At 69.5% G+C, this 24,153-nt stretch carries 16 protein-coding genes; 10 read left to right on the forward strand and 6 right to left on the reverse strand.

Features of this window, described 5'->3' with window-relative positions; translation table 11 throughout:
- Positions 1-74: 74 nt before the first annotated feature.
- The 3 genes from OG331_RS46600 to OG331_RS46610 form a co-directional block, all read right to left on the reverse strand.
- Positions 75-1,415 (reverse strand): MFS transporter, encoded by a 1,341-nt coding sequence (locus OG331_RS46600; RefSeq protein WP_406209100.1) that lies wholly within the window; start codon positions 1,413-1,415, stop codon positions 75-77.
- Between the two features lie 336 nt (positions 1,416-1,751).
- The gene (locus OG331_RS46605) at positions 1,752-3,884 is read right to left on the reverse strand and encodes a ThuA domain-containing protein (protein WP_406210793.1); all 2,133 of its coding nucleotides are present in this window, start codon (positions 3,882-3,884) and stop codon (positions 1,752-1,754) included.
- A gap of 14 nt (positions 3,885-3,898) precedes the next feature.
- On the reverse strand, positions 3,899-6,766 hold the full coding sequence (locus tag OG331_RS46610) for a carbohydrate-binding protein (protein WP_406209103.1): 2,868 nt from the start codon (positions 6,764-6,766) through the stop codon (positions 3,899-3,901).
- Positions 6,767-7,062: 296 nt separating this feature from the next.
- Between OG331_RS46610 and OG331_RS46615 the strand changes: the two genes are divergently transcribed.
- Complete coding sequence (locus OG331_RS46615) at positions 7,063-7,767, forward strand: nucleotidyltransferase domain-containing protein (RefSeq protein WP_406210796.1); 705 nt, start codon at positions 7,063-7,065, stop codon at positions 7,765-7,767.
- Positions 7,768-7,796: 29 nt separating this feature from the next.
- Here the strand turns inward: OG331_RS46615 and uppS are convergent, their stop codons facing one another.
- Both uppS and OG331_RS46625 read right to left on the reverse strand, forming a co-directional pair.
- Positions 7,797-9,566, reverse strand: coding sequence for a polyprenyl diphosphate synthase (gene uppS, locus OG331_RS46620; protein ID WP_406209106.1), 1,770 nt, complete (start codon positions 9,564-9,566; stop codon positions 7,797-7,799).
- 169 nt (positions 9,567-9,735) lie between these two features.
- A complete protein-coding gene (locus OG331_RS46625; RefSeq protein WP_406209109.1) occupies positions 9,736-10,032 on the reverse strand; it encodes a hypothetical protein in 297 nt (98 codons plus the stop codon).
- Between the two features lie 330 nt (positions 10,033-10,362).
- On the opposite strand from OG331_RS46625, the gene OG331_RS46630 reads away from it, so the two are divergent.
- From OG331_RS46630 to OG331_RS46660, 7 genes are all read left to right on the forward strand, one after another.
- Positions 10,363-11,394 carry a LacI family DNA-binding transcriptional regulator gene (locus OG331_RS46630; RefSeq protein WP_406209112.1) on the forward strand — a complete coding sequence of 344 codons (1,032 nt, stop codon included), beginning with the start codon at positions 10,363-10,365 and terminating at the stop codon, positions 11,392-11,394.
- A gap of 614 nt (positions 11,395-12,008) precedes the next feature.
- Positions 12,009-13,103, forward strand: a complete 1,095-nt coding sequence (locus OG331_RS46635; RefSeq protein WP_406209114.1) for an ABC transporter substrate-binding protein — start codon at positions 12,009-12,011, stop codon at positions 13,101-13,103.
- A 77-nt stretch (positions 13,104-13,180) separates the two neighbouring features.
- Positions 13,181-14,740 (forward strand): sugar ABC transporter ATP-binding protein, encoded by a 1,560-nt coding sequence (locus OG331_RS46640; protein ID WP_406209117.1) that lies wholly within the window; start codon positions 13,181-13,183, stop codon positions 14,738-14,740.
- Positions 14,733-15,695: an ABC transporter permease gene (locus OG331_RS46645; RefSeq protein WP_406209120.1), complete on the forward strand. Its 963-nt coding sequence runs from the start codon at positions 14,733-14,735 to the stop codon at positions 15,693-15,695. Before OG331_RS46640 ends, OG331_RS46645 begins: the two co-directional genes overlap by 8 nt.
- A complete protein-coding gene (locus OG331_RS46650; RefSeq protein WP_406209123.1) occupies positions 15,692-16,726 on the forward strand; it encodes an ABC transporter permease in 1,035 nt (344 codons plus the stop codon). The genes OG331_RS46645 and OG331_RS46650 overlap by 4 nt, the downstream gene beginning before the upstream one ends.
- 99 nt (positions 16,727-16,825) lie before the next feature.
- Positions 16,826-18,049 carry an RNA-guided endonuclease InsQ/TnpB family protein gene (locus OG331_RS46655; protein ID WP_406209126.1) on the forward strand — a complete coding sequence of 408 codons (1,224 nt, stop codon included), beginning with the start codon at positions 16,826-16,828 and terminating at the stop codon, positions 18,047-18,049.
- Positions 18,022-18,267: an AbfB domain-containing protein gene (locus tag OG331_RS46660; RefSeq protein ID WP_406210799.1), complete on the forward strand. Its 246-nt coding sequence runs from the start codon at positions 18,022-18,024 to the stop codon at positions 18,265-18,267. Before OG331_RS46655 ends, OG331_RS46660 begins: the two co-directional genes overlap by 28 nt.
- A gap of 64 nt (positions 18,268-18,331) precedes the next feature.
- Here OG331_RS46660 and OG331_RS46665 read toward each other — a convergent pair whose 3' ends face one another.
- Positions 18,332-21,607, reverse strand: a complete 3,276-nt coding sequence (locus OG331_RS46665; RefSeq protein ID WP_406209129.1) for a LamG-like jellyroll fold domain-containing protein — start codon at positions 21,605-21,607, stop codon at positions 18,332-18,334.
- 441 nt (positions 21,608-22,048) lie between these two features.
- Here OG331_RS46665 and OG331_RS46670 point away from each other — a divergent pair, with 441 nt between their 5' ends.
- Positions 22,049-22,906 carry a calcium-binding protein gene (locus tag OG331_RS46670; RefSeq protein ID WP_406209132.1) on the forward strand — a complete coding sequence of 286 codons (858 nt, stop codon included), beginning with the start codon at positions 22,049-22,051 and terminating at the stop codon, positions 22,904-22,906.
- Between the two features lie 96 nt (positions 22,907-23,002).
- Positions 23,003-24,130, forward strand: a complete 1,128-nt coding sequence (locus OG331_RS46675) for a hypothetical protein (protein ID WP_406209135.1) — start codon at positions 23,003-23,005, stop codon at positions 24,128-24,130.
- The last annotated feature ends 23 nt before the right edge of the window (positions 24,131-24,153 follow it).

The raw sequence follows: 24,153 nt of genomic DNA on the forward strand, positions 1-24,153 counted from the left end.
CAGCCGGTGTGCCGCAGGGCCCGGGTTCGTCCGCCGGCGGTGGCCGGATCCACCCGGGGGCCTCGCGGCACAGGTCAGTCCGCGGAACCCGCCAGTGCCGGTTCGCGGTTGGCTGCCCTGTCCGGCCTGCCCCGCTGAGCCAGCGGGACCAGCGAGATCGCGGCTGCGGCGAGCACGGCGGCCACGGCGAAGGTGGTGAAGCCGAGCTCCGCGTTGCCGCCCGCGATCACCATGCCGCCGAGCCAGGGGCCGACGACGGCGCCGGTTCGGCCCACTCCGGTGACCCAGCCGAGACCGGTGGCGCGCTCGCCCGGCGCGTACAACCGTGCCGTGGAGGCGTAGACCATCACCTGGGCGCTGAAGAGCCACACACCGGTGATGAAGACGACCACGTAGGCAACGTTCAGCGGCAGTTGGGCGCGCAGCAGGAAGGCGCCCGCGGCGGTGAGGAGGAACCAGATCGCCGAGATCTTGACCGGTCCGAAGCGGTCGGCCGTACGGCCCGCGATCAGCATCCCGACGATGCCGCCGGCGTTGATCACCATGAGGAACGTGATGGAGGAGGAGAGCGAGTAGCCGGAGGCGCGCATCAGTTCGGGCAGCCAGGTGGAGACGCCGTAGACCAGCAACAGGCCGGCGAAGGACGCGATCCACAGCAGCGGCGTCGCCAGACGGGTGCCGGGAGCGAAGAGGGCGCCGATCGCGGCCATCCGTCCCTTGGCTCCGGCGAGAGGCGACTCGGCGGCACCCGGGCGCTCCAGACCGTACCGGTCGGCGACGGCGTATGCCTGCTCCGAGCGGCCCTTCGCGAAGAGCACACCCGGGGACTCGGGCAGCCACCTCACCACCAGCGGCAGCGCGATGACGGCGGGGAGCGCGCCCGCCCAGAAGACCCAGCGCCAACCGTGATCGGGGGCGACGACCAGGCCGATGCCCGTGGCGGCCATGCCGCCCGCGTGGTACGAGGTCATCATCACGCCGGTGGCCAGCGCCGCCCGACTCGGCGGAGCGAACTCCGCCACGAGGGCCAGCCCGATGGGCATCAGGCCGCCCAGCCCCAGACCCGATATGAAGCGACCTGCGCCGAACACCGTGGCGTCGGGCGCGACCGCGCACAGCGCCGACCCCAGTGAGAACAGCAGGATGCTGCCCGTGACCAGGGGCTTGCGGCCCAGCCAGTCGGTGAGCGTGCCGGTCGCGAGAGCGCCGATCAGCATGCCGAAGGTGGTCCAGCTGCCCACGGTGCCCGCTGTCGAGGGGGAGAAGCCGAGGGCCGGGTCATCGAGGAGGTGCGGCATGACCGCGCCGTAGATATTCACGTCCATGCCGTCGAAGAAGACGGCGAGCCAGCACAGTGCGATGACCGGGGCCACGGCTTTGAACGAGCGGGTCGGCGGGGACGCGGGAGGTGCCACGGGTTGCTCACTTTCTGTCACATCATCGTGATGAGCGAGGCGGGGACGTGTCTCGGCTCAGGTGCGGGCGATCCGCTACGGCCCGCGGCCCGGTGGGGCCGGAGGCGCTCACCGCCGCGGTTGTGTGCGACTAGTTGCCCGCCTGGTGAAAATTGGTTCAGTTTTGGTGCGGAGGAGTCTGCGGTTGGCTCGGTGGCCTGTCAACCGGTTCGGGGCGCAGACGAGTGGATGTGGCCGCTCCGCCCGAGAGGTGGAGAGCGAATGAGGTGACCGAGTGATGCAGCGAAATGCCCGGTCGAGCCGATGGCTGCGACCGGGCATCTCGCCGGTGCGGCCTCAGTCGGCGGCCGACCCCTGGAAGCGCCCGACCCAGTACGCGGTGCGGTCCAGGTACGCCGTCTGTGCCGCCTCTCCCGTCCGGCCGTACGCCCCGTTGTACGTCCGGTAGCCGTGGCCGGCCGGCGGGGTGGAGTCGGCCGGCTCGATGGAGCTCCCTTCGTGCCACTCGTTGAACGAAGTGACCGACACCCAGGTCGGCGACCCGCCGATCGCCGGATCCAGGGCGTTGGACCACTGCCGGTCGTACGCCGCGCCGTCGGCGCGCTCCACGGTGGGCGTTGCGTTGCCCGGCACCGCCCGGTCGTCGATGTAGCCCGGCGCGACGGACGGGGCCCAGATCAGGCCATGGGCGCGGGCGTAGTCGCCGGCCTGCTTCCAACCGGGGGCCGTGGCACCCGCGATGCCGTCGTAGGTGTACATGCCGGAGAAGTGCGCGATCTTGGTGGTGTCCGTGGTCTGGGCGAGGACGATGCTCGTGTCGGTGACCTGGTCCAGTGCCGTCCAGTCGGTGATGTCGAGGCTCTGGAAGACGTAGAACGCGCCCTTGCCTCCGTGGTCCGCCGAGCGGTGGAAGGCGGGGTGGCTGCCGTAGGTGCGGTTGATGTACTCGATGTCGGCGGCCGTCGACGCCCCGGTGCGGCCCGAGTACGGCTCCAGATGCCAGGCCACCTGGATGCCCTGCTCCTGCGCCGCGTCGAGGACACCGCGCGCGAGCCGGTCCTCGTAGCCGTCCCGGCCCCACCAGCTGTAGACGATCACGCCGGCGCCCGACCGGGCGACCCACTTCATGTGCTGGTCGACTGCGCCGTCGAAGTCACCGGAGTCGTACGGGCCGAGTGCCGGGTAGAGGTCGGCACCGATGGCTTCGGGTGGAGTGTGCCCGCCCTGCTGCCAGTGCCGCCAGCCGCCGTTCACCGCCGGGCTCCCGTACCAGGGGTAGTAGAAGAGGTGGACGTCGTCGGACAGGGGCCCGGCGTTGGGTTCGGCGCCGAGGCTGAAGGTGTCGATGTCGAACAGGGCTCCGCCGCCTCCGGTGAAGCGCAGGAAGAGCGGGCCTGACGCGGAGCCGGTCAGGGTTGTGGTGACGGTCGTGAAGGTTTCCCAGCCTCCGGTGACCGGTACCGTCACCGAACCGAGCGGAGTGCCGCCGGCCGAGCCGGACCGGATCTCGATGGTGCCGCCCGCGCCCGCGGAGGACACCTTCGCCGTGAAGGTCTTCGCCCCCGCGGTGGTGACATTGGAGTAGCCCGCCCAGTCCCCGTTCTCGATGTAGCCGAGCGTCTGTCCGCCGCTGGCCGGGGCATGCGCGGCCACCTGCACACCGGAGCCGGAGCTGTACGACTCCGCCTCGATCTGCCCGTTGCCGGCCGGAGCCGAGCAGTTGGCCGTCGCCTGCCCGGCCGCGTACCGGACTCCGCCCAACAGCAGGGAACGGAAGGCGGGGTCGGCGTAGGACTCGACGGTGTGGCCGAGCCCGGTGTAGAAGGATCGCCCCGTGCCCTGGCCGTGGCACCAGGTGATGGGATGGTCGGCGCCCATCGAGCCGCCGCTGTAGGTGCCTTCGTCCAGTGTTTGCAGGACACGCACGTTGGGGCGGGGGTTGATGCGGTAGTTGTACCACTCGTCGGTGCGGGTCCAGGTCGCGCCCAGGTGGGCGGTGGCCGGGTGGGTCCGGTCCTCGTTGCGGATCGTGGCCTGCTGGATCGCCGGGTGGCTCTGGAACCAGGCGCCGACGAGCTGTCCGTAGTAGGGCCAGTCGTACTCGGTGTCGGCCGCCGCGTGCACGCCGACATAACCGCCGCCGGAGTCGACGTAGGACTGCAAGGCGTTCTGCTGTGCGGAGTCGAGGACGTCGCCGGTGGTGTTGAGGAACACCACGGCCTCGTAGCTCGCGAGGTTCGACGCGGTGAAGGCCCCGGCGTCCTCGGTGGCCGTCACGGTGAAGTCGTTCTGCCCGCCGAGTGTGCGCAGGGCGTCGATGCCGGCCGGGATCGCGTCGTGCCGGAATCCGGCCGTCTTGGAGAACACCAGGACCTCGAAGGCGGCCGCGTGTGCGGTGCCGGCCGGTGCGAGCAGGGCGCCGAGCAGGCCCAGGGCCAGGGCCGCGGTGCCGTGGCGCAGTCGTCGCATCAGGATGCTCATGGTCATCGCCCCTTTCGCGCGGCGGAGGCGGACGAGGCGAGCGTGAAGGTGTCGACGTCGAACAGGGACCCGGAGCCTCCGGTGAAGGTGAGGAACAGCGGGCCCGATCCAGCGCCGTTGAGTGCGGTGCTGACGGTGGTGAAGGTGTCCCAGCCGCCGGTCACTGGCACGGTCACGGAGCCCAGCAGGGGCCCGGTCTGCGAACCGGAGCGGAACTGCAGGGTGCCACCCGCACCGGCGGACGAGATCCGGGCGGACACCGAGGCCGCGCCGGCGGTGGAGACGGAGGCGTAGCCCGCCCAGTCGCCGTTCTCGATGTAGCCGAGCGTCAGACCCCCGCTCGCCGTGCCATGCGCCGCGGACTGTACGCCCGAGGCGGAGCTGTACGACTCCGCCTCCCACGGCGTGGTCGTGGTGGAGCCGGAGCCGAGCGTGAAGGCGTCGACGTCGAACAGATTGCCCTGCCCGGTCGGCCCCCGGAACACCAGGAACAGCTCGGTGGTACCCGCGGGCGCGCCGGAGAGGTTGGCGGTCACGTCGGTGAAGGTGTCCCAGCCGCCGGTCACCGGCACGGTCGCGGTGCCGAGGAGGGCGCCGGTGGCGGAACCTGCGCGTACCTGGAGGGTGCCGCCCGCGCCGCCGGATGCCACCCGGGCGGTGAACTTCGTGGCGCCCGCGAGGACATACGGCTTGAACGAGATCCAGTCGCCGTCATCGGTGAACCCGACCGTCCTGCCGCCCTCCGCCGTGGCGTGATCGGCGATCTGGATGCCGGACTGGGCGCCGAAGTGCTCGCCCTGCCGATGACGTGGTTGCAGGGTGCGCACGGAGTGCGTGGTCAGGCCGCCGGCGTCGGTGTACTCGGCGTCGAAGACACCGTACAGATTGGCGGCGCTGTCGTGTTCACCGTCGGCGGGGACGGTGAGGTTGCCCTCGCAGCCGTTGGTGGAGGTGATGGCGTGGGTGTGGCTGTCATGGCCGATGAGATAGGTGACCTTCACCTTGGAGCAGTCGACGTTGCCGTCCTCGGGGTCGCTGACCTGCACCCTGAACGGCACGGTGTCACCGAAGGCGAACGGCTGCCCGTCCAGGGGCTGTTGCAGGGTCACCGTCGGTGCGGTGTTGCCGGCGGTCACCACCAGGCTCGCGGTGCCGGTCAGACCTTCCGGGTCACGGACCGTGAGGGTGGGCCGATAGGTGCCCGCGCCGGTGTACGTGTGGCTGGGGTGGGCCTGCGTGGAGGTGGTGCCGTCGCCGAAGTTCCAGGAGTAGGTCAGCGCCCCGCCCTCCGGGTCGGAGCTGCCCTGGGAGGAGAACCGCACGGTCAGCGGCAGGGTGCCGGAGGTGCGGTCGGCGGAGGCCTGGGCGACAGGATTGCGGTTGCTGCCCGCGATGTACTCGATGCGGTACAGCGCCGAGTTGTTGCTGCCGGTGCCGTAGTCCAGGACATACAGCGCGCCGTCGGGCCCGAAGTCGGTGTCCATCACCTGGGTGCCGTTCCAGGGGACGTCCTCGATCGCCCCGTAGGAGCCGTCGCTCTTGACCTCGATGGCCTTGATCCACTGGCGGCCGTACTCGGCGGCGAAGTAGCGGCCGTCGAGGGACTGCGGGAACTTCACCTGGGAGGTCGAGTTGGGGTCGTAGCGGTAGACCTCGCCGCCCATCGGGGACTCCGAGCCCCCGCCGAACTCGGGCGGCGAGCCGTCCAGCCCGTACTTGATCCAGCTCGGCCTGGCCGGGGGCAGCTGGGCCTGCCCGGTGTTGCGGAAGGAGTTGTTGGCGGGCCCGCCCGCGCAGTTGTACTTGGCGCCGGAGGGACCGCTCGGGAAGGTGTACTCGTTGTACGTCTCACCCGTGGTGTTCGTGCCGGTGCAGTACGGCCAGCCGTAATTGCCGGGCGAGGTGATGCGGTTGAACTCGACCTGACCGCCCGGTCCCCGGTTGGGGTCGGTGCCGCCTGCGTCGGGGCCGTAGTCACCGAGATAGACCGTGCCGGTGGGCCGGTCGACGGACATCCGGAACGGGTTGCGGAAGCCCATCGCGTAGATCTCGGGTCTCGTGCCGGCGGTGCCCGGTGCGAAGAGGTTGCCCGAGGGGATGGTGAACCCGCCGGCCGCGGTCGGCTTGATCCTCAGCACCTTGCCCCGCAGGTCGTTGGTGTTGCCGGAGCTGCGCTGGGCGTCGAACTGGGGGTTGCGGTTGGTGCGTTCGTCGATCGGCGCGTACCCGGACGAGTCGAACGGGTTGGTGTCGTCGCCGGTCGTCAGATAGAGGTTCCCGGCCGCATCGAAGTCGATGTCGCCGCCGACATGGCAGCACTGGCCGCGGTCGTTGGGCACCTCCAGGACGACCTTCTCACTGGCCATGTCCAGAGTGCCGTCGGTGCGCAGCGTGAACCGCGACAGGTTGAGATGGCCCTTCCAGGGCTCGAAGTCGGCGGCCGTACCGGTCGTGGGGGCGTCGCCTGCCGGTGTGCTGAGCTTGGGGGAGTAGTAGACGTACACATACCGGTTGGAGGCGAAGGCGGGATCTGCGGCGATCCCTTGCAGGCCCTCCTCGTCGTGCGTGTAGACGTCCAGTTTCCCGGCCTGCTTCGTGTTGCCCGCGGCGTCCGTGAGGCGGATCGTGCCGTCACGGGCGGTGTGCAGGACCGACCGGTCGGGCAGTACGGCCAGGGACATGGGTTCGCCCATCTCGGCCGCGCCGGTGGCGAGTTGCACCTGCTGGTAATCGCCGGGCGGAAGATCTGCCGGGGCGGCGGAGGCGGCGGAGGCGGTGGTGGTGGCCGTGGGAGTCGCCGTGGCGACGCCGGCCAGCATGAGCGCGAGCGCGGTGAGCGTTCTCAGCCCCGCGCGAGGGCGCCAAAGCATGGGGGGTTGTCCTTCCTGACGGTGAGAGATGTCAGGCAAGGCGCGCGCCGGCCGCGCTTGCCGGGTGGGGTGCGGGGCACGACGACGGACCTGTCGGACCACCGCGTGGGAGCGCTGTACGTGAATTGCGCTGTAGGCAAAGGGAATTGCGCCCCTCTGATGGCATTTTGCATGCTGGTGGCCCCGATCGAATATGTCAAGGCCCTGTCAAAATGCTGGTCGGAACCGACTCGCCGCCCACGGTGGGCTCCGGCGTCAAAGTGTCGGCCTGCCGGGTACCGGTACGCCCGAGGGTGATGGCCAGAGGGCGCGTGGTGCCTGCCTTGAGGGTGGCGCATCAGCTCTGCGACCGCTCAGAACGCCTCCGAACTGCTCGTCCAGGCTCGTCCGCCCGGGATCGGGCACGCGGAGCTCGGTGTGTTGGTCTGGCCGAGCCTGCGCCGAACTGGTCGGCGGCCCGCTGCCTTTCGGAACAGGTCGCGGAGCGGTTGGCCGGGGTCAGTGCGCCCTGGTGCATCGCGGCAGGATGGGCGCTGGATCTGTTCCGCGGACGGCAGTCTCGGCCGCACGGTGATCTGGAGATCGCGGTGCCCTCGGCGGGGTTCACGGAGATTCGGGAGCGCTTCCCCGAGTACGCGTTTGACGCGGTGGGCTCGGGACGGGTCTGGGCGAATGCAGACGCCGAGGTGCTCGCGGCCACGCACCGGACCTGGCTGCGGGATCCGGTGAGCGGTCAGTTCCTGTTCGACGTCTTCCGCGAACCGCACGACGGCGGAACATGGATCTGTCGTCGGGACGAGAGCTTGCGGCTGCCGTACGACGCGATCGTCGAGCGGACTGCAGAAGGCATCCCTTATCTGGTGCCGGAGCTGGTGCTGTTGTTCAAAGCGAAGGCGGCACGACCCAAGGATCAGGCGGACTTCGACGGGGCCCTGCCGCAGCTGAGCCAGGCGACGCAGGCCCTGGCCTGGGCAACGTACCTTCCTCCCAGCCGCACGTGACCTGTGATCGGAAGCAGCACCCCTTGCCGCTAGCCGTCGCGTGGGTCTTCCTCGGCATGGGAGGCACGCTCGGGCAGGTGCGGTGCTGCGCCGTGGCGGCGCTGGCGGCGGCTGAATTCCGTGACGGCGTGCCACAGATCGCGTCGGTCGGTGTCGGGCCAGAGGGCCGGTGTGAAGTACAGCTCGGCGTAGGTGGTGTGCCAGGGCAGGAAGTTGGACGTGCGCTGTTCGTTCCCGGTGCGCCACAGCAGGTCGACGTCGGGCATGTCGGGGTGGGGCAGGTGCTGTGCGAAGTCCTTCTCGCTGATCAGGTCGGGATCGAGCTGACCCCTTGCTGTCGAGCGGGCCAGGGCGGCGGCGGTGCGGGTGATTTCGTCGCGGCCGCCGTAGTTGATGCACATGGTCAGGGTCAGAGCGCTGCGGGTGCGGGTGGTGCGCTCGCGAAGCCGCAGGAGATCGACCAGGTCGGCGGGCAGGCGGTCGGCGCCGCCGTGCCAGCGCAGGCGGACGTCGAGGTCCTGGAACGGGTTGGCACTCACCTCGCCGTGGAGGAGGTCGAGGATCGCGTGGATCTCTTCTGCGCCGCGTTTCCAGTTCTCGGTGGAGAGGGCGTAGAGGGTCAGGTGGCGCAGGCCGATTTCCAGGGCGCCGTAAACCGTCTCGCGTACGGCGGTGGCGCCGGCGCGATGGCCTTCGTGCCGGGGGAGACCGCGTTGCTGGGCCCAGCGGCCGTTACCGTCCATGATCACGGCAACGTGGGTGGGCATCTGCCCGGCCGGGATCTTCGGGGGCCGCTCGCCGCTGGGGTGCGATGGCGGCGTACGGAACGTTGACCGTGGGACACCCCGGTGCAGGCCGGGCGGTCTTCGCTGCACGGCACCGTTCGGGGGCGGCACGGTCACCGGGGTCAGGCTCCAGGCCAGGGCTGCGCGGACTTGGGCGGGGGCGAGGATGCGGGCGCTGGTGAGGAGCGGGGGCCGGGGCGGGGTGTGCAGGACGGTGGGGCCGGCGCTGGTGACGGCGTCGAGCTGGGAGCGCAGCAGGGCGGCCATCGTGTGGCAGATGGTGGCGGGAGCGGGGTGCATTCCACGAGTGAGCAAGGGCTGGTTCACCCATTGGCGGGCCAGCCCGGTCAGGTGGCTGATCATCTCGGCGACAGGGGGGCTCCAGCGCCCGTGCATCAGATCGTCCGCGGCCCCGGGGTGCTGGTCGAGAACTTCGTCGGGCAGGAGGAGGTCGTGCTGGGCGAGGTCGGCCGACAGGTCCGTGAGGGTGTCGGTGAGCCGGAGGCCGTCCAGGAACTGCTCGTAGACCTCCTGGTTGTCCATGCGCAGGGCCACGGGCACGCCGGCCCGGTCGAACAGGTCGCGGAGCAGGTCGAACCACGGCAGCAAGTTGTCACGTGCCCAGCCTCGCCACGCAGGCCAGTCGGGAAAGTGCCGGCCGTGAGCGTCGTCGCGGACCAGGAGCATCGCCCCGTGCAACCGGCTCAGGTCCAGGCGCCAGCGCAGGGCGGTGTCCACCAGGGCATGGCGGATCGGGTCCGAGCTTGTTCCGTCGTCCAGTTCCTGATCCAGTGCGGTGATCCACTCCTCGACCAGGGCAGCCCGCTCAACTGCGGTGGCCGTGCGGTCGTCGGCCAGGTCGTCGATGGCGTTGGCTGCTGCCCACAGCGCCCAGCACGCCGGGCGCAGGGCGGCGGGCACCAGCTGGATCAACGCGTACTGTGCCGGGTCCTGCTGCTTGGTCTGTCGCCGGCACAGCCGATAGGCCGACTGCAGCGATGGGTCATCACTCATCACCGCCCGCCCCGACAGGGAGCGATACACGGGCCGCGCGGCGGTGGTTGGCTGTTGCGCTGATGCGGGGTTGGTGGGGGACATACCGCGCACAACGAGAGCACTGCATCCGGGTTCCGCGGGTCGACAGGCCGTTTCAGCAGGCCAAAGATCCGCTGTGGGCCGTGGGTCACGTGGTGCAGGCACTGAGGCTCGTCCACTGGCGGCCGCCGCCAGGGCACTTCGGGTCCGCCGACGGAAGCATGGCGCCGTAGGAGGGCAAGGTAGCGGGTGATCGGGGTGTCGGCTCCGGAGCTCGTGACGGGTTCTGCAGTGCGAGGTCGACGATGCTGGTCATGACGCCGGCGAACATGCGGGATACGAGGCCCTGGAGATCGTCCCAGTCCTGGCGGGTGGCTCGCTCGATGAAGAAGCCCGCGAGCGACTGCTGCGTAAGCGGTGAAGTGGCCGGCACAGGGGCCGTCACGGAGCTCGGCAAGGTCGCTCAGATTTCCCCGGCCCGGATCACGGAGACGACGGATCGCCTCGGCAGGCTTCGAGCGGCAACCACCACACCGCTTCCGGAGCGCCCGTTGCGCCCCCGTCGCCCGCGGCAACCGCGTCCAGATCGGGTTCGGCCTGCCGAACGCGCAGGTACGGTGCCTACACCAGGCGCTCGTCCGACGCCTTGTCAGCGCGAAGAGGGCGGATGTATAACGTTGTAAAAGTCAAGCACTGGGACTCGGCGCCAGGCTCACGGTGACCACACCGTACCCGCACCGACCACCCGAGTCGGGCCGCTTCGAAAGGGAATGCCGTGCGGGTCAGCCTCAAGGACGTCGCCGCCCACGCGGGGGTCTCCATCAAGACCGTCTCGAACGTGGTGAACAACTACCAGCACGTCACCCCCGCCATGCGCGAACGCGTCCAGCGGTCCATCGACGCGCTCGGCTATCGGCCCAATCTGGCCGCCCGGCACCTGCGCAAAGGCCGCACGGGCATGATCGCCCTCGCCCTGCCCGAACTCGGCAACCCCTACTTCGCCGAACTCGCCGCCGCCGTCATCGATGCCGCAGCCGCCCACGACTACATCGTGCTGCTGGATCACACCGGGGGACGCCGCGAACAGGAACTCCTGGTCAGCCAGGGCTTCCGCGCACGCGTCATCGACGGACTCATCCTCAGCCCCATCGAGTTGGAGACCGAAGACCTGCGCGACCGAGCGGAGAACGTCCCGCTGGTGCTGCTCGGCGAGCGTGACTACGACCTGCCGTACGACCACATCGCCATCGACAACGTCGCCGCGGCCCGCGCCGCCGTCCGGCACCTGGTGGGCCTCGGACGCCGGGAGGTGGCGTTCATCGGCGACCGACGCGGCCGCAGCGAGCCCGCACAGTTGCGCGTACGCGGCTGGCGAGAGGAACTCACCGCAGCCGGACTACCCGCCGACGACGGGCTTGTCGCCGCCACCGACGGCTGGGGACATGCGGACGGCGCGGCGGCCATGACCCGCATCCTCGACTCCGGCCGGCGCCCCGACGCGATCTTCGCCTACAACGACCCCATGGCCATCGGCGCGATGCGCGTCCTGCACGAGCGCGGACTGCGCGTCCCCGAGGACATCGCGGTCGTCGGCTTCGACGACGTCGTCGAGGGGCGTTTCGGCGCGGTGACGCTCACCTCCGTCTCGCCGGACAAGGAGGCCATCGGCCGACTTGCCGTGGAGTCGGTGCTCGCCCGTCTTGGCGATGATGCTCCCGAACCCCGCCGTGTCTGGGCGGACTACCGCCTGGTCGAGCGGGAGAGCACCGTCGGACGCGGGTCGGCGAAGGACGGGCCCCAAGCCTGACCCGCCCGTAGTCAACTACGCCGCGAACCCCGTCAGTCGGTCGACCCACCCGGCGGGGCCAATCGGCCGTGCCGCCGTCAGGCGGGTTTGGGTGCCGCGTCAGGCGACTTCGGGTGCCCCGTCTTCGCCGTTCGCTCCGCCTCCGCCTCCGCCTCCGCCTCCGCCTCCGCCTCCGCAGGGCCCAGCACACGGCAGGGCCCTGCACCGCACCCACCGAGGCCGACGGCCCACCGATACCCCCGATATCCCCGATACGCCAAGGCCGGCCCCGGCGTTCAGATGCTCGTGCCCCTTCGGCGCGTCGGCGGCCAAGCCCCGCGTGCGTCACATCCCTCCCAGTAGCGGCGAAAGACCCTGGCCGCCCTAGGTCCCAACGCCGTACGGGAGTTGACAAGCGCCGCGAAGGGCGGCCATGTGGCAAGCGCTTCCCCCGTACCCCCGCCTCCTCGTGATGCACACAGGTGTGCGCACAGGGGGTTTACAGCATCCTTCCAACGATGTAAAAACCTCCTTGCAGCGGGCCCGACAACGTTGCCCGCCGGGGGAGATGCACCGTTTCCGCTCATGCGTCAGCTCCCCAGTTCCCTTTCAGCGTCGCCCGGATCGGGGTCACCATGCAGCGCACCACTCACCGTCCTCGCCTCCTCGCCCGCCCCGGGGCCGTGGCCTTGGCCGCCGCGGTCGCCCTGACCGCCGGCGCCTGCGCGAAGTCGGAGGACGACGCGTCGAAGGACACCAAGTCCCCGGCGGCCGCCGGGGCCGAACAGAAGGTCGTCACACCGAAGCCGGGCAGCAAGACCTGCGCCATCGACGCCTACGGCGCCGAGAAGCTGGATCTGAAGAACGCGACCGTGGGCTTCTCCCAGTCGGAGAAGGAGGCCAACCCGTTCCGCATAGCCGAGACCCAGTCCATCAAGGACGAGGCGAAGAAACGGGGCGTCAAGTTGCTCACCGCCAACGCCCAGTCGCAGTTCTCCAAGCAGATCAGCGACGTCCAGGACCTGCTCGCCAAGGGCGCCGACCTGCTGGTGATCGCCCCGCTCAACTCAGACGGCTGGGACCCGGTCCTTCAGGCCGCGGCCGCCAAGAAGGTCCCGATCGTCACGATCGACCGCAAGATCAACGCCACCGCCTGCAAGGACTATGTCTCCTTCATAGCCTCCGACTTCGTCGAGCAGGGCCGGCGCGCCGCCGACCGGATGATCGAGGCGACCGGCGGCAAGGGCGAGGTCGCCATCCTCCTCGGCTCGGCCGGGAACAACGTCACCACCGAGCGCACCAAGGGCTTCAAGGAGCGGATCGCCGAGAAGGCACCGGACTTGAAGGTCGTGTTCGAGCAGACCGGTGACTTCGCCCGTGAGAAGGGCCAGCAGGTCACCGAGCAGCTCATCCAGTCGAAGCCCGGCATCAAGGGCATCTACGCCGAGAACGACGAGATGGGGCTCGGTGCGGTGGCCGCGCTGAAGGGCGCGGGCAAGAAGGCGGGCGACGTCAAGATCGTGACGGTCGACGGCACTCGCAACGCCGTCCAGGGCATCGTGGACGGCTGGATCAGCGGCGTCATCGAGTCCAGCCCCCGGTTCGGCCCCCTGGCGTTCCAGACCCTGGACACCTTCACCAAGGGCGAGGAAGTCCCGCAGGACGTCATCATCCAGGACAGCGCCTACGACGCGGACAACGCGAAGACGGAGATCGGCAAGGCGTACTGACCCACCGGGGGCACGGGCAACCGTGCCCCCTCGCCTTCCCCGCACCACGTTCCGCACCACTCTTCCTGGAGGCACAGGTGGCACCCCCCGCCGAAGTCCTCGCCGTCCGTGGACTCAGCAAGACCTTCCCCGGCGTCCGGGCACTGGACGACGTGGACCTCACCCTGCACGCCGGTGAGGTCCACGCCCTGATCGGCGAGAACGGCGCCGGCAAGTCGACCCTCATCAAGCTCCTCACCGGCGTGTACCGACCCGACGCCGGCGAGATCACCTTCCAGGGCCGCAGAGTCTCCTTCGCCACGCCCCTGGAGGCGCAGAAGGCGGGCATCTCGACCATCTACCAAGAGGTCAACCTGATCCCGCTGCTCAGCGTGGCCCGCAACCTCTTCCTGGGACGCGAACCGCGCAACCGCTTCGGTGTCCTGGACATCGCCCGCATGAACCGGGAGGCCGAGGAGACCCTTCGCGGCTACGGCGTCCGCGTCGACGTCCGCCGACCGCTGCGCACCCTCGGGGTCGGCGCCCAGCAGATGGTGGCCCTGGCCCGTGCCGTCGCCACCGACGCACGCATCGTCATCATGGACGAGCCGACCTCATCCCTCGAACCGCGCGAGGTCGAGACCCTGTTCTCGGTGATCCGGCGGCTGCGCGAGGCGGGCATCGCCGTCGTCTACGTCAGCCACCGCCTGGACGAGCTCTACGCCGTGTGCAGCACGGTCACCGTGCTCCGCGACGGCCGGCGCGTCCACCACGGCCGCCTGGCCGACCTCGACCGCCTCGCCCTGGTGTCCACGATGCTCGGCCGGGACCTGGGCGAGGTCCGCGAGGAAGGCCTCACGAAGTTCACCGGGGACCACCAGGCCGCCGACACCGAACCGGTGCTCGACGCCGAGGAACTGACGGTGCCGCACAAACTGCACGGAGTGTCCCTGAGCATCCGGCCCGGCGAGGTCGTCGGCCTGGGAGGACTGCTCGGCTCCGGACGCACCGAGACGGCGAAGGCCATCTCCGGTGCTCTGCCCGTCCGTTCGGGCCGCGTCACCGTGGCCGGCGTCCCGCTGCGTGGCGGTTCGGCACCGGCCGCCATCCGGGCGGGCGTCAGCCTGCTGCCGGAGGATCGCAAGAGCGAGGGCATCGTCCCCGGCCTGTCGGTCCGGGAGAACATCGCGCTCGCCGTCCTGCCCCGCCTGTCCCGCTTCGGCCTCGTCTCGGAGGCCCGCGTCGACAGCGTCGTCGACACCTTCATCAAGCGGCTGCGGATCAAGGCGTCCTCGCCCCACCAGAAGGTCGGTGAACTGTCCGGCGGCAACCAGCAGAAGGTGCTGCTCGCCCGCTGGCTCGCCATGAACCCCAAGGTGCTGCTGCTCGACGAGCCCACGCGCGGCATCGACGTCGGCGCCAAGGCCGAGGTGCAGAAACTCGTGGACGAGCTGGCCGCCGACGGCCTGGGCGTCCTGCTCATCTCCTCCGACCTGGAGGAACTGATCGAAGGGTCCGACCGCGTGGTCGTACTGAAGGACGGTGCCGTCGTGGGCGAGTTGTCCGGCGACGACGTCACCGAGGACAAGCTGATGCGCACCATCGCCGGGGACGCCGCGGTGGAGCACCTGGCCAAGGAGGTGGCCACCGATGGCTGAGGCCACCCTCCGCACCGCCCCGCTGGACAAGGCCCGCGCGCTCCAATGGCTTCAGACCTACGGCGTCTACGCGGGCGTGGCGGCGTTGCTCGTCGTCAACACCGTCATCACGCCGCACTTCCTCTCCGCGGAGAACTTCCGCACTCAGGCCGTCCAGATCGCCCCCGTCATCATCGTCGCCCTCGGCATGGCCCTGGTCATCGGCACGGAGGGCGTCGACCTGTCGGTCGGTGCCGTCATGGCGCTGGCCGCCTCCGTCACCGCGCTCTACCTCGGCTACGGACTGCTGCCCGCGCTGCTCGTGGTCGCGCTCTTCGCCGCCGGGGTCGGACTGGCCAACGGTGCGCTGGTCGCGCTCGTCGGCGTACAGCCCATCGTGGCGACCCTGGCGCTCATGGTCGGCGGCCGGGGCCTCGCCCTGGTGCTGCTGCCCCAGCTGGAGGACCTGCGCAACCCCTCCCTGGCCTCCCTGGGTTCCGGCGACATCCTCGGCATCCCCTACCTGATCCTGATCGCCGCCGTCCTGGCCCTGCTGGTGGCCTTCGTGGTGCGCCGCACCACCTTCGGACGCCAACTGCTCGCCATCGGTGACAGCCGCCCGGCCGCGCAGCTCGCCGGGCTGCCGGTGCGACGCGTGCTGATCACCGTGTACGTCGTGTGCGCGCTGCTCGCCGCCGTGGCAGGGGTGCTGGCGACCGCCCGCCTCCAGGCCAGCGACCCGACCTCGCTCGGCAACCTGATGGAGCTCTCGGCGATCACGGCCGTCGTCGTCGGTGGCACTCCGCTGACCGGCGGCCGGGTCAACATCGCCGGCACCGTGGCGGGAGCCGTACTCATCCAACTGCTCACCGCCACCCTCATCAAGCACGATCTGCCGCCCTCCTGGACCCAGATCGCCCAGGCCATAGTGATCGTCGCCGCGGTCTACGCGGCACGGGGACGGGGGAAGCGATGACCGTCACGAAAGCGGACGCACCCGTGACCACCGCGAGCAATGAGCCGACGGGGGAGACCGAACCGGTCGGCTCCGCGCGCTCCGAGAGGCTGAGCGCCCTGATCCAGCAGCACGGCGCGCTTGCCGTGCTGGTACTGGTCTCCCTGGTGGCGTCGTTCTCCTTCGACGCCTTCGCCACCGGCGACAACATCGGCAACATGGCGACCAGTTCGGCCTTCCTGGCGATCGTCGCCCTCGGTATGACCTTCGTGATCATCACCGGTGGCATCGACCTGTCCGTCGGCTCCCTGTTCGCCCTCGGCGGCGTTCTCGCGGCCTGGGGGTCACGGCACGGCACTCTGGTGGCCCTGCTGCTGCCGCTGGCGGTGTGCGGGCTGATCGGTGTCGTCAACGGCCTGCTGGTCGCCCGTTCCCGCCTCGCCCCGTTCATCGTCACGCTCGCCGCCATGCTGGGCGCGCGCGGCCTGCTGCTCGCCATCACCGACGAAGGCGCGGACACCTTCCTCATCGGCAAGGGCTCGTTCCTCGCCGAACTGGGCCAGGGCACCACCCTGGGCCTCGGCAACCCGGTGTGGATCACCTTGGCGTTGTTCGTCGTGGGCGCCGTGGTCCTGCGCCGCACCCGCTTCGGACAGCACGTCTACGCGGTCGGCGGCAACGAGGACGCGGCAGCCCTGATGGGCGCCCCCGTGGCCCGCACGAAGATCCTCGTCTACACCCTCTCGGGCCTCCTCGCCGGCCTGGCCGGCGCACTCAACGCCGCCTGGCTGGCCTCCGGCGTCACCATCCTCGGCAACGGCATGGAACTGGAGGCCATCTCCGCCGTGGTCATCGGCGGGACCCTGCTGTCCGGCGGCCTCGGTTACGTCAGCGGCTCACTCGTCGGCGTGCTGCTGCTGAAGGTCATCCAGAACGTCATCAACCAGATCGGCTCCCTCGACTCCTCGTACCAACAGGTCGTCAGTGGCGGCTTCCTCGCCGTCGTCGTCATCGCCCAGACGTGGCTCGGCCGCAGACGGCAACTCATGTGACAAGCCCCGGCCCCGGCGGCCGAGCCTCCACGGCCCGGCCGCCGACCAGTTCTGGTCTCCGGCATCTCTGCTGTAGCCCACGTGTGTACGGTGGCTTTCATGCAGCTTCGGTACAGCTTTCGCCTGTACCCGAATCACACCCAACGCGGCGCGTTGGCGCGGGCATTCGGGTGTGCGCGCGTCGTGTTCAACGACGCCGTGCGGGCCCGCGAGGAGGCCAGAGCAGCGGGACGCCCGTTCCCGAAAGCCGGGGAGTTGTCCACGCGCCTTATCACGCAGGCCAAGCAGACCGAGGCCCGCTCCTGGCTGGGCGAGGTCTCCGCGGTCGTGCTCCAGCAGTCTCTGCGTGATGCCGAGACGGCCTACAAGAACTTCTTCGCCTCCCTCAAGGGCGACCGCAAGGGTCCCAAACTGGGGGCGCCGAGGTTCAAGTCCCGGAAGGATGCCCGGCAGTCAATCCGGTTCACTGCCAACGCCCGCTGGTCGGTCACCGACGGCAGGCGATTGAGCCTGCCGAAGATCGGGACTGTCAAGGTGAAGTGGTCGCGGGCCCTGCCCACCACCCCTACCTCCGTTACCGTGATCAAGGACGGGGCCGGGAGATACTTCGCATCTTTTGTCATTGACACCGACCAGGCTGCCGACGCCGCCAAGACGCCCGACAGCCACCAGCGGGTCGGCATCGACCTGGGTCTGAGGCACTTCGCGATCCTCGACGACGGCACGAAGATCGACTCTCCGCGATTCTTGCGCCGCGCGGAGAAGAAGCTGAAGAAGACCCAGCGGGAGTTGTCCCGCAAGCAGAAGGGGTCCAAGAACCGGCAGAAGGCACGCGTGAAGGTCGCCCGCGCGCATGCCCAAGTTGCCGACGCGCGCCGCGAATTTCACCACCAGCTCTCCACCAAGCTGATTCGCGAGAACCAAGCCATCGGCGTGGAAGACCTGGCGGTGAGCGGACTGGCACGCACGAGACTGGCTAAGAGTGTGCACGATGCGGGCTGGTCACAGTTCGTGGCCATGCTCGTCTACAAGGCTGACCGGTACGGACGCACGCTGATCAAGGTCGGCCGGTTCGTGCCGACCAGTCAGACCTGCTCGTACTGTGATCATGTGGATGGACCCAAGCCCCTCCACATCCTGGAATGGACCTGCCCCGCTTGCGGAGCTCTCCTCGACCGGGACATCAACTCCGCACGCAACGTCAAAAAGGCCGCCGGACTGGCGGTATCAGCCTGTGGAGCGCCGATAAGACCAGAATCCGTTCTGGCACAGCGCAATGAAGCAGGAAGCCAGGGATACCCTTCCCAAGCGCGTTCCGCCTAGCGGCACGGCAGGGGAGGGAAGGCCAGAATCCCTGGGCTTCAGCCTGGGGAGCAAGTCAAAGCTTCGAGTCGCGCAACTACCCCGGCGGGTACCTGCGTCACTACAACGTCGAGTTGCGGCTCGCCACCCGGGTGGTACCCAACCTGGGACAACCCCACCCCCTTCACGGAGGCCACACGGACCGTGGAGGCCCGATGGCCGCCGTGACCGGAGGATAGCGAACCGATTGAGCCCCGGCGGGGGAGTGGTGTCCCCGCCCGGGCCCGTTCGGTGCCGCTTCTGCTACGGCTTCTCGTCCGTGTAGAGCGCGCTCACCTCCTCGGCGGTGAGGGCCTTGTCGTAGGCGTGAACCTCGTCGACCGCGCCGTTCCAGAAGTCGGTGTCGTTGCCGCCCCACTGGGCGCGGCCGACGGCCAGGGCGCCGGTGCTCGGATAGGCCGCACCGCCGGTGGCGCTCGCCGCCGGCTTTCCGTCGACGTACAGCTTGATCGTGTTGTCGGCGCTGTCGCGGACGCCGACCAGGTGGTACCAGCGGCCCTTCTCCGGGGTGGTGACCAGGCGGGCACGGCTCTCGCTCGGGGTGCTGAAGGCGAACGCGCCCTGTCCGTACTGGAGGTAGAACGGGCTGGCCTGGCGCCGGGTGTCCTGGCTGACCGCGGTGGCGTAGTTGCCGGGGATTTCGTCCAGCCGGACCCACGCGGACACCGAGTAGCTTCCGGTGGTGTCGAGCACCGGTCCATCGGTCTCGGCGTGCTGGCCGTTGCCGTCGAACTTCAGCGCGCTGCCGCTGACACCGGGCGTCCAGGTGGTGCCCTCGCTGAGCGTCATGGCCTTGGCGTTCGGACCGGCGTCCTTCGCCGAGCCCCCGGTGCCCTCGTCGAGGGCCCAGTGCCCGCCGCCCTTGAGCGTCTGCCGTTCGCCCGCGGCGGCACCGGCCGCGATGACCTTGCGGTTGACCTCACGGACCCGGACCGGGTCGACCTTGATCTCCCGACGGTCGTACGTGTACAAGCCGTTGAGCTCGTTCTCCAGGTCGGAGATCTGCGTGTAGACCGAACCGGACAGCTCTGCTCCGGCCTGGTCGAGATAGAACTTCTCGGTGTTCTCGACGTACTTGCGGGTCAATGCCTCCTTGTCGTCGACACCGCTGTAGATCACCGTCGGAGCGCCCGGCCACATGTGCCCGGGGGTGCGCAGGGTGAAGCCGCCGTGCTCACCGTCCATCGCGGCCCGCTTGTCGTCGGGGAACGGCGGGTCCTCGTTGTTGTAGTCGTGGTGGTCGATGATGTCGCCCTTGCCCGAATCACCCTTGGAGTTGCAGCAGTTGACACCGCTGTGGGCGTTGACGACACGGGACGGGTCGGCCGCCTTCACGGACTCGGCGATCCTGCCGGTCTCGGTGCGGTCCCACTCGCCCCAGCCCTCGTTGAAGACGATCCAGCCGATCACGGAAGGCGCGTTGTGGTGCTCGCGCATCATCTCCCGGCCCTGGTCGACGAAAGCACGCTGCCCGGTCTCGTTCGTGATGTTGCCGGAGACGAAGTCCTGCCAGACCAGCAGGCCGAGCCGGTCCGCGTGGTAGAACCAGCGCGCGGGCTCCACCTTGATGTGCTTGCGCACGGCGTTGAAGCCGAGCTCCTTGTGTGCCTTCAGGTCGAACGCGAGGGCCTCGTCACTGGGCGCGGTGTACAGGCCGTCGGGCCAGAAGCCCTGGTCGAGGGTGGCCAGGGAGAAGACCGGTTTCCCGTTGAGCACGAGCTTCTGGAAACCGCCCACCTTCGCGACGCCTGTCTCGCGCATGCCGAAGTAGCTGCCGACCTTGTCGGTGGATCTGCCGTCGGTGAGCTTTACGTCGAGGTCGTAGAGGTAGGGGTCGTCCGGGCTCCACAGGCGCTGGTTCGAGACCGGCAGGCGCAGCTTCTTGTTCGCCGGCCCGCTCACCTTGCCGACGACCTTGCCGCGCTTGTCGCGGGCGACCGCCTCGACCCGGGCCCCGGCGGACGCCTTGCCGGACTCGACCGTCACCGCGAGGCTGCTCGTGTCGATGTCGGGGGTGGAGACAACGTTATCGATCGCTGCGACGGCGACCGGCTCCATCCAGACGGTCTGCCAGATGCCCGACGACTGGGTGTAGAAGATGCCGCCCGGGTTGGTGGACTGCTTGCCCATCGGCTGGTCGGCGCCCCCGGTGTCGGTGACCGCGACCACGACCTCCTGCGGCCCGTTGCCCTTCAGCGCGTCGGTGATGTCGGCGCTGAAGGCGTCGTAGCCACCGGTGTGTTCGGCGACCTTGGTGCCGTTGACGAAGACGCGGGCCTGGTAGTCCACGGCCCCGAAGTTCAGCTTCAGCCGGTTGTCCTTGCCGTCCTTGCCGACCTTCCAGTCCTTGGGGACGTTCACCAGCCTGCGGTAGAACATGTGGTCCTCGTGCCGCTCCAGCCCGGAGAGCTGCGACTCCACCGGGTACGGAACGACGATCTTCTCGTCGAGGTCCTTGCCGAACACCGGCTGCTCGCCCGCCTCGGCGCCGCTGAACTGCCAAGGGCCGTTGAGATTCTTCCACTTGGAGCGCACCTGCTGCGGACGCGGATACTCCGGCAGCGGGTTCTTCTCGTCGACTCTGTCGCCCCACTTGGTGGTCAGCCGGTGGGTGGAGGCGTTGTCGGCATAGCGGATGACCTTCGGTACGGTTTCGCCGCCCGACGTCAGGCCGCCCTCGCCGTCGTAGGTGACCCGCACCTGCTGGTTCTTCTGCACGGGTTCGGCGAGCGTCACGAGCAGGGAGTTGCGGTCCCCGGGATCGACGGTGACCGACTTCAGGGGCATGGCCGTGGTGTCGGCCTCGACCTTCAGATGGTCCTGCACGGCCCGAAGGTCGCCGACCCTGCCCTCGAACCGGGCCCGCAGCCGGCGTCCGTCCGCGGCCACGGACATCTCCACCGGGTAGACCTCGAAGCCCTCGGGCGGAGTGAACGCCGACATCGGCACGAGCTGCTTGGACAGGCCCGGGCCGGCCCAACGCAGGAACATGTTGGAGCCGCCGAAGTCCTGGAACATCTCCAGACGGAAGTCGTGCTTCTCGCCGCCGGTGAGCCGGATCGCGGAGCTGGTCTGCTCCTTGTCCCAGTCCGGCTCCCAGTGGTCGATGACAGGCTCGCCGTCGATGTAGAGCCGGAAGCCGTTGTCGCCGATGGCGTAGAAGGTGTACTCGCCGGTGGCCGGTGCCTCGATCTGGCCCGTCCAACGGGCGGTCGTGTGCGCCGTCTTGCCGGTCAGCTCTTGGAAGGTGCTGGTCAGGCCCGAGAAGTTGATCTGCGGATCGAGCAGCGTGCCACCGAGTTCGGCGAAGTCCCGTGCGCCCGGGGCCGACATGCTGAAGTACTCGCCCTTCAGGCCGTGCACCTCGACGTCGGCTGCTTCGGTGGAACGCACTGAGGCGCTGCCGGTCGGCTCAACTGCCGACGCGGTGGCGGCCAGACCGCTCGGGGGCACAACGAGAGCGGCCGTAGCCAGCAGCGCCCAGAGTCTGGCCCGTGGGCGGATGTGTTGTCTTGTCATCGAACCTTTCCTCGCACAGAGGCCGCGGACCGGGGCCGGTCACATGGAAAGACCAGGCCGCAGGAATGACGGAAGACCGGTACGGACGCGGTCGGGCAGCTCTTTCAACGTTGGAAATTCTTGCGACAGCCGAAATGACAACACGGCCCTCGACCTCTGTCCAGACCTCGCGCACCACTGTGTCGCTCACCCTCACCAGGCTTCTGCGGCAGGCGACTTGTGGCACTGGGCCCTCCTTGGCGTTGACCTGCTGGCGACTCGTAACGATGCGGCTGGAGAGCTGTTTCCAGGTCGCACGAGGTGCCCCTCACCTCCGGGGCAACGATCGGGCCGTCTCGGCAGTCGTAGGGAGTGACGGACTTCCCGTCTCCGGCATCCTCTGCCAACTACCGTTCCCCTTCCGGTGGATGGCAGCAGGGCCTGTCACCTCTGGGAGGGTTCATGAGCCGCTACGCCGCACCGCTCGGCGACAGACCGAGCGGCGGGCACGACATCGCTGCGCCCACCGCCGGCGCACGCGCCCCGCAGGGCAGGCCCGTCGGTCGCGGGGTGGGCCGCGGTGTCGTGCTGGGGGCCGTCGTCGTTCTGCTGGCTGGTGTTGGCGCCCCGGCCGATGCCGCGGCCGGTGAACCGGTGGTCAGCGGTGCCACCGTCAACTCCGGACGGGACGTCGTCGTGGGTATCACGCACGACGTGGTGTTCCCGGTCACGGTCGGCGGATCGGACGACTCGGGCCTGTCCTTCGTAGACGTGGATCTGAAAGGACCGCATGGCGGCTTCTACACCACCGACGCGTTCTGCGAGAGTGCGACGGCCTGTACGACGGCGTTCACCGTCAACGCCCACCCTGCTCCAGGCAGCGACGATCCGGTGGACCTGGCCAACGCCAACGCGGGAACGTGGTCTGTCGACGCCTTGGCCGACGCCAACGACGGCGAATCCGTCTTCGCCCCGCGCGTGGGGTCGTTCAGCCTCAAGCGTGCGGCGCAGCTCACCGTCAACGCGGCCCCGGAGCCGGTGACCAAGGGCGCGCGTATCACCGTCACCGGCAAGCTCGTGCGGGCCAACTGGGACACCTATCGGTATGCCGGATACGCGGGTCGGACCGTGCAACTGCAATTCCGCCCGAAGGGCAGCAGCACCTACACCACGGTGGTCGCCGTAAGGAGCAGCAGCACCGGCACACTGCGCGCCACGGTCAAGGCGGTCGAGGACGGCTACTGGCGTTGGAACTTCACCGGCACGACCACCACCGGCCCGGCCAAGGCCACCGGTGACTACGTCGATGTACGCCCCTGATCCGCTTACGACGTCACACCTCTCTGCGCCGACCGGGCGCCGACGCGCCGAATGGTTCCCGCTCGGGCCACTGCTGCGGCATGTGAGGATGTGCGAATGTCGTCGCTGAGGAAACCCGGGAGACGGGCGGTCGGGCTCGTGGCCGCGGCCGGTGCGGTGCTGGCGCTGACCGCCTGCGGACCGGGGGGACCCGATGACGCGTCCTCGGGGGACCGTGAGGCGAAGTACAAGCGCGTCATCGAAGATCCTCGCCCGCGCCCGGCCGACGTCATCGAGATGGCCGGCGCACCCACCGCAGTGGTCCGCGCGGGCGACGGCTCGCTGCTTCTGACGTACGACGCCGGCAATGTCGAGGACGACGAAGGGCCGGCCGCGTCCGCGTGGCGCATCATCGGCCCGAACGGCGCTACGGTCGCCCAGCACGCGGAACACACCGACGCGGAGGCGGCACGGGCCGCGTACAAGGGAGTGCCCGGCGGCTTCGTGCGGGTGCCGCCGGGTGAAGGAGCCGGGGGAGCCTACGCCCTCGACGTACGCGGCAAGCGGCAGAAGGTCGTCATCACCGGGACCCCGTTGCGCAGCCGCCCCGGTGACGTCCTGCTCGCCGAACTCGAACCGACCCTCATCTACCGCCCCGCCACGCGCACGGTGGCGCCACCGGCCGGCGTGCCGCAAGACGCCGTCCGCCTCGCCGTCGACGAGCGGGGCACGATCTGGAGCCTGGACCAGTCACTGACCGAGGACCCCGACCGCGTCCTGTGGCAGCGCGACGGCCGCACCCAGGGCTCCACGGCGGTCCCGAAGCCCTACGCGGGTGGCGTCCTCGTCGCGCGCGATGGCACCGCCGCGCTGTCCCTCACCCGGGGCGAGAGTGTGGGCGGTCTGCTGGTGACGACGGACAGCGGCACGCACTGGCGGACGGTACTCGGCGGCGGCGTTGCCTGGAGGGACCTGAAGCGCGGCCCGGAGGCATTGGACCTTGAGGTCCTCGACGACGGGCGACTCCTCCTCGGCGAGGAGGGCGGCCGCTACTGGCTCGCCGACGACCACACCAACAGCGCCTTCCACCAACTGAAGACGCCGACCGCATTCACGTCGCTCACCGTCCACGGCAACACGCTCTACGGCATCGCGGACGCGACGACAGCGACGTACAGCCTGGTGAAGGGCGAAGGGCTGTGGATCTCTCGTGACGGCGGCCGTGCTTGGCGGCGCCACACATAGCGCGGATGGCGACGTTCGCCGAG

This window comes from Streptomyces sp. NBC_01017 (assembly GCF_045162795.1).
GTDB classification, from domain to species: Bacteria; Actinomycetota; Actinomycetes; order Streptomycetales; family Streptomycetaceae; genus Streptomyces; species Streptomyces machairae.

Excerpts from the sequence above, each read along its gene's own strand:
- uppS (WP_406209106.1), bottom strand. The coding sequence starts at position 9,566 with ATGAGTGATGACCCATCGCTGCAGTCGGCCTATCGGCTGTGCCGGCGA.
- OG331_RS46665 (WP_406209129.1), bottom strand. The coding sequence starts at position 21,607 with ATGACAAGACAACACATCCGCCCACGGGCCAGACTCTGGGCGCTGCTG.
- OG331_RS46645 (WP_406209120.1), top strand. The coding sequence starts at position 14,733 with ATGGCTGAGGCCACCCTCCGCACCGCCCCGCTGGACAAGGCCCGCGCG.
- OG331_RS46670 (WP_406209132.1), top strand. The coding sequence starts at position 22,049 with ATGAGCCGCTACGCCGCACCGCTCGGCGACAGACCGAGCGGCGGGCAC.
- OG331_RS46655 (WP_406209126.1), top strand. The coding sequence starts at position 16,826 with ATGCAGCTTCGGTACAGCTTTCGCCTGTACCCGAATCACACCCAACGC.
- OG331_RS46635 (WP_406209114.1), top strand. The coding sequence starts at position 12,009 with ATGCAGCGCACCACTCACCGTCCTCGCCTCCTCGCCCGCCCCGGGGCC.
- OG331_RS46615 (WP_406210796.1), top strand. The coding sequence starts at position 7,063 with ATGGCCAGAGGGCGCGTGGTGCCTGCCTTGAGGGTGGCGCATCAGCTC.
- OG331_RS46610 (WP_406209103.1), bottom strand. The coding sequence starts at position 6,766 with ATGCTTTGGCGCCCTCGCGCGGGGCTGAGAACGCTCACCGCGCTCGCG.
- OG331_RS46605 (WP_406210793.1), bottom strand. The coding sequence starts at position 3,884 with ATGCGACGACTGCGCCACGGCACCGCGGCCCTGGCCCTGGGCCTGCTC.
- OG331_RS46675 (WP_406209135.1), top strand. The coding sequence starts at position 23,003 with ATGTCGTCGCTGAGGAAACCCGGGAGACGGGCGGTCGGGCTCGTGGCC.
- OG331_RS46650 (WP_406209123.1), top strand. The coding sequence starts at position 15,692 with ATGACCGTCACGAAAGCGGACGCACCCGTGACCACCGCGAGCAATGAG.